We start from the raw sequence: 5,059 nt of genomic DNA on the forward strand, positions 1-5,059 counted from the left end.
ATCCGGGTTTAAATAGGCACGACGAACGCCTTCATTGATGGCGTCATCGAGGCTTAAGCCACCGAGATCCCAGCGCACTTCCATGCCAACTTTAACAAAAATGGTAACGATGCCGGTGTCTTGGCAAATAGGCCGATGGCCCTCGGCGCACAGACGCGAGTTAATCAAAATTTGCGCCATCGCGTCTTTTGCCGCTTGGCTCTCTTCACGCTCATACGCCGCGTTCACCGCCTGAATAAAATCCAGCGGGTGGTAATACGAGATGAATTGCAGAGCATCGGCGACGCTTTGAATCAGGTCGTCGTGTTTGATCACGGTCATGCGCAAACTCCAATCGAGTATGAGGGCAGTAAAAAGGCTAAGGCGCGCTTAACCTGTAAAAATGTGTGGCTATGATACCTCAACCGCAAGCAGCTGGCCGAGAGGCTGCACTAGCGATTCGTCCATTGTTTTTTCCACTGGGGCAATGATCGCTTGCACGCCCGCCAGCCATGGCTCCGATGGATAACTGGCGAAGTCAGCGGCTAATGGCATTTGCCATGGTAGCTGCTTCAGTAAGTCTAAAAGGTTGATGTCGGACAAATCGCGTGCCAACACCAAATCGCCCTCACGCGTAGTTCGTGCCAATTTATGTTGATCTAACAGCTTAGCAAAACTAGACCAGTCGGCCTGATGCTGTCTGCCAACCACTCGCATCACTTCAACTTCTTTCACGCCTTCGCCATTACGATGACGGCCGTGCAATAAGGCCAAGACACTAAGCATGGTCAACACAGGATGGCGCTGGCCCTCACTGAAGGTTTCTTGCAGCGCCACACCGCGCGACAACTCCACGCCATAAAGGATGATCATCCACGAGATATAAATCCACAATAGGAAGACCGGGAGAGCCGCGAATGCGCCATACACCAACTGGTATGAGCTGAAGCTGGTGATAAATAAACCAAAGCCTTTTTTCGCCAACTCAAACAATACCGCTGCGGCAAAACCGCTAATAATGCCGGCACGCCACGGTACTCGGCAGTTCGGCACCGTGGTGTAGAGCAGTGTGAATCCGAGCGTGGTGAAAAATACCGGAATCAGGCCAATGCCCGGCAGAACCGTGCCAACCACGCCAGCCGTGTCGCTAAACACTTTCAGCGACATTAAGTACGACGACAGTAAAAAGCCGGCACCCAATAGAAATGGCCCAAGACTCAACACTGCCCAGTAGCGCAAAAATGCCACTAAGCCATTGCGCGCTGATTGCACCTGCCAAATTTCATTAAAAGCCTTCTCAATAGTCACCAACATCATCACCGCAGTGACAAACAACATGATGATGCCGACGATGGTGAGCTGGCCTGCCTGCTGCGAAAAACTCGTGAGCTGATCGCGCACGACGGCACCTGAGGTTGGTGCCAAATTATCGAAAATAAAGCCTTGAATATCGCCGCTGACATGCTGCAAAGACGGAATGGCGGCGAGCGCGGTGAACACCACGGTCATCATTGGCACCACGGCAAACAATGTGGTGAAGGTCAACGCCGCCGCGTGACGACGACAGTCATCCTGCAGAAAGTGCTCAAATGTTGAGCGTAAAATAGACGCCATTTGCTTTAGTCGCTGTGTCATTAGTCTTGTTATGTCCTATCTCGGGCGGCATCGGCTAGTATTCCCTGACCCGCTCTTGCTGTCGAGGCACGCATGTCCAATCCCTATATCTTAGTTTTGTATTACAGCCGGCATGGTGCCACTCGTGAACTGGCCAAACTCATTGCGCGTGGTGTTGAAAGTGCCGGCATAGAAGCTCGTCTCCGCACCGTGCCCAGCGTGTCAACCGACTGCGAAGCAGTAGCACCAGACATTCCAGAAAGCGGCGACTTATATGCCGATCTCGATGACTTGGCGGGATGCGCCGGACTCATTGTTGGCAGCCCAACCCGCTTTGGCAATATGGCCTCCGCGATGAAATATTTCTTTGATGGCACCACAGCGCTCTGGCTCAATGGCGCGCTCATCGATAAGCCGGCGGCCGTGTTTACCTCCACCGGTTCACTGCATGGCGGCCAAGAAAGCACACTGCTATCGATGATGTTACCGCTGATGCATCACGGTATGGTTATAGTTGGCCTACCCTATGCAGAACCAGCGCTACTGGCGACCGAAAGCGGCGGCACGCCCTATGGCGCCTCGCATTGGGCGGGTGGCGATAGCAAGCGCGCCATCACTACACATGAAGCTAGCTTGGCTCAGGCCCTAGGCAAACGCGTGGCGCGCTGGGCTCATGCCGGCCTGGCCTTGCGCTAGATAGCTGTGCATTTTGCACATAAGTAGCGCCGTATAACCCCACACCTAATTTCGCAATACTGACTTGGACACGATTATGGCTAAACCCAACCCCGACCTACTGCTCAGCGCCAGCGAACGCGCCGCCATGGCCGATGTCGCCACGCGCCGCTTGAATTGGTGTCGTGGACTTTATGTCTTGCTACTGATTTGGATACCACTAAGCGGTGCCCTCAATGCACCAAGCAATGTCTCGGCCTTAACTGTAGCGCTGGTCTACACCGCCATCACTATCCCACTGCTATTTTTCATTGGCACCATGCGCAGTGGCGATGCTCGAAAAATGGTTTGGCTAGGCTTTGTGCTGCTGTTTTACGCCATCTTTGCTTCAGTCGATACGTTTCGCCCAGGCCTTGATGGTCAAATGGCAATGGCCAAACTGGCTATCGAAATGAGTTTATTTGCTATGAGCCTGCGCTATGTGAAAGCCAAGCGCGCCAGCCAAGGTGGTGAGTTTTAAGCGGCGTTCATGCACTCTCGTATCAGTGGGATGGTCAGTGGCCTTTTTTGCTGCAGCGTAAATTTATCGAGCTGCTCAATAAGCGCCCAAAACTGACCTAGGCGGCGCGGGCCGCGACTGAGCAAATAAGCAACGGTGTCGTCGCCCAAGTTCCACGAGCGGCGCGCACCGGCAACTGCTAGTAACTCACTGCGCACCTCATCACTACAGGCCGGCAAAGCGTAAACGCTGGACGCTGCCATGCGCGAACGCAAATCGGCCAGCCCTAAAGGTAGGTCAGCCGGCGGTTGCGCACCGGTGACTAGCAAGCGCCCGCCAACGGCTTTCATACGATTGTAGAAATGAAATACCGCTTCCTGCCACTCAGGCCATTGCCGCAAGGCATCGATGTCATCGAGCACGACCAAGGGGCATTGCTCCAGACCATCGAGCATTTCCACCGGCATAAACACTACTTGCTTGAGCGGCAGCATCACTGCGTGCGACGCGTTAGATTGGCTGGCCATTAGCGCCGACAGTAGCAGTGAGCGCCCTGAGCCGGGCTCGCCCCAGATATAGACTTGCGACAGCTGACCTTGCATCAGCTGCGTCAATGCCGACAGCACTGAGGCAAAAGCCTGCGGTGGAATATCCGCCAAACTTAAATCGTGACGAGCCTGCAGTGGCAACAATAGCTGCTCCTGCGGCATGAATAAATCATCAGTCACGCGGCTGCTCTTCCAAGGTGCGCGTGCCCTGCCAGTACAGCTCACTGTTCATGTATTTGGTGTGCGCATGCCGCATCAGTACGACAATAATGGCGGCAATTGGCAGCGCTAATAACATGCCGACAAAGCCAAATAGTTGGCCGCCAGCCATGATGGCGAAAATTACGCCTACGGGTGGCAGGCCGATTCTGTCGCCAACCAACCAAGGTTGTAAGACCCAGCTCTCAATCAACTGACCAACACCGAAGACCAACCAAACCATCAGTACCGGCTCCCACTCATAGCCAAACTGAAACAGAGCCACGATGGTGGCAGTGACAATACCAACGCCAAAACCAACATAGGGAATGATGCTCGCTAGGCCAGCAACGAGGCCAATCACCATGGCTAATTTAATGCCCGCAAGCTGCAGGCCAACGCCATAGATTAGGCCCAGAGCTACCATCACCATCAGCTGCCCGCGTAAGAATGCGGCGAGCACGGTGTCGCACTCCTGCACGACATTCACCAGCCATGGTTCGTAGCGACGCGGCAATAGGTTGCGCGATTTATTAACAATCGCTGACCAGTCTAAGAGCAGATAAAACGTCACTACTGGAATCAGTGCGACCAAACCAATAAATGCGGCGACATGCAGGCCGGAGCTGGCAATTTGCGAGATAACATCGGTCGTGGTGCCATCGCTAGATTGCCAAAGTTTGGCCATCCAGGTGGAAATCAGGTCCATATCTAAGCGGTTGATATTGATATTGAGCTTATCTTCCAACCACGGAATGCCGTGGCGATTCATCCAGCGCAAGACCGAAGGAATGCGTGATTGCAGATAAGTCAGCTGCACCCAGAGCTTGGGTAATAGCAGCACCATGGCTAAAGTGCCGGCCAAACATAGTGATAAAAAAGCTGCCGATACGGCAGTGACGCGACGCCAGCCAAAACGCATCAAACGCTCAACAATGGGGTTACCTAAGTAGGCAAATAAAGCCCCCACTAAAAATGGCATGAGGATAGGCTGCAAGGCATAAATCAGCCCCGCCAAGGCCAAAACACCCGCTACTACCATCCAGCGCACACGATTTTCCATGCCACACCCCAGCTGTGCTGAGCACCAATTTGCCAGCGCCAATTATCGACGGCATAGGCTAACACTAAATGCCTGCTGCCAATCACTGCTCGCTGCTCAGTCGGCGATGACTAGCCCTCGCCTTGCTGATAGAATGCGCGCCTATTAAATCCTTACCGTCGAGCCTTGCCATGACCGATTCCAAGCCTTCCCTCAGCTACAAAGACGCTGGCGTTGATATTGAAGCGGGTGATCTTTTAGTTGAGCGCATTAAAGGCGTGGCAAAACGCAGCCGCCGCCCCGAAGTATTGGGCGGCCTTGGCGGCTTTGGCGCACTCTGCGAAATTCCTGCCGGCTACAAACAGCCGATCTTGGTCTCTGGCACCGATGGTGTTGGCACCAAGCTGCGCTTAGCTTTGCAGCTCAATCGTCATGAACATATCGGCATCGACTTAGTTGCTATGTGCGTGAATGACCTCGTGGTTTGCGGTGCAGAGTCACTAT

At 53.7% G+C, this 5,059-nt stretch carries 7 protein-coding genes; 3 read left to right on the forward strand and 4 right to left on the reverse strand.

What is annotated here, in order from left to right; genetic code table 11:
- Together AC3DKE_RS10895 and AC3DKE_RS10900 are read right to left on the reverse strand one after the other, a co-directional pair.
- Positions 1-321, reverse strand: a 321-nt coding sequence (locus AC3DKE_RS10895; RefSeq protein WP_487990700.1) for a fumarate hydratase, incomplete at its 3' end; no start/stop codon positions are given.
- A 69-nt stretch (positions 322-390) separates the two neighbouring features.
- Positions 391-1,614 carry a YihY family inner membrane protein gene (locus tag AC3DKE_RS10900; RefSeq protein ID WP_340676262.1) on the reverse strand — a complete coding sequence of 408 codons (1,224 nt, stop codon included), beginning with the start codon at positions 1,612-1,614 and terminating at the stop codon, positions 391-393.
- A 72-nt stretch (positions 1,615-1,686) separates the two neighbouring features.
- On the opposite strand from AC3DKE_RS10900, the gene wrbA reads away from it, so the two are divergent.
- Both wrbA and AC3DKE_RS10910 read left to right on the forward strand, forming a co-directional pair.
- Positions 1,687-2,289, forward strand: coding sequence for an NAD(P)H:quinone oxidoreductase (gene wrbA / locus AC3DKE_RS10905; protein ID WP_340676261.1), 603 nt, complete (start codon positions 1,687-1,689; stop codon positions 2,287-2,289).
- A 76-nt stretch (positions 2,290-2,365) separates the two neighbouring features.
- Positions 2,366-2,788 carry a DUF2069 domain-containing protein gene (locus AC3DKE_RS10910; RefSeq protein WP_379068117.1) on the forward strand — a complete coding sequence of 141 codons (423 nt, stop codon included), beginning with the start codon at positions 2,366-2,368 and terminating at the stop codon, positions 2,786-2,788.
- Here AC3DKE_RS10910 and hda read toward each other — a convergent pair.
- Positions 2,785-3,495 (reverse strand): DnaA regulatory inactivator Hda, encoded by a 711-nt coding sequence (gene hda / locus AC3DKE_RS10915; protein WP_340676259.1) that lies wholly within the window; start codon positions 3,493-3,495, stop codon positions 2,785-2,787. The genes AC3DKE_RS10910 and hda overlap by 4 nt on opposite strands.
- Complete coding sequence (locus AC3DKE_RS10920) at positions 3,488-4,576, reverse strand: AI-2E family transporter (RefSeq protein WP_379068113.1); 1,089 nt, start codon at positions 4,574-4,576, stop codon at positions 3,488-3,490. Before AC3DKE_RS10920 ends, hda begins: the two co-directional genes overlap by 8 nt.
- A gap of 170 nt (positions 4,577-4,746) precedes the next feature.
- On the opposite strand from AC3DKE_RS10920, the gene AC3DKE_RS10925 reads away from it, so the two are divergent.
- The coding region (locus AC3DKE_RS10925; protein ID WP_487990701.1) for an AIR synthase related protein at positions 4,747-5,059 on the forward strand (313 nt) is incomplete at its 3' end.

Source organism: Paraperlucidibaca sp. (assembly GCF_982810325.1).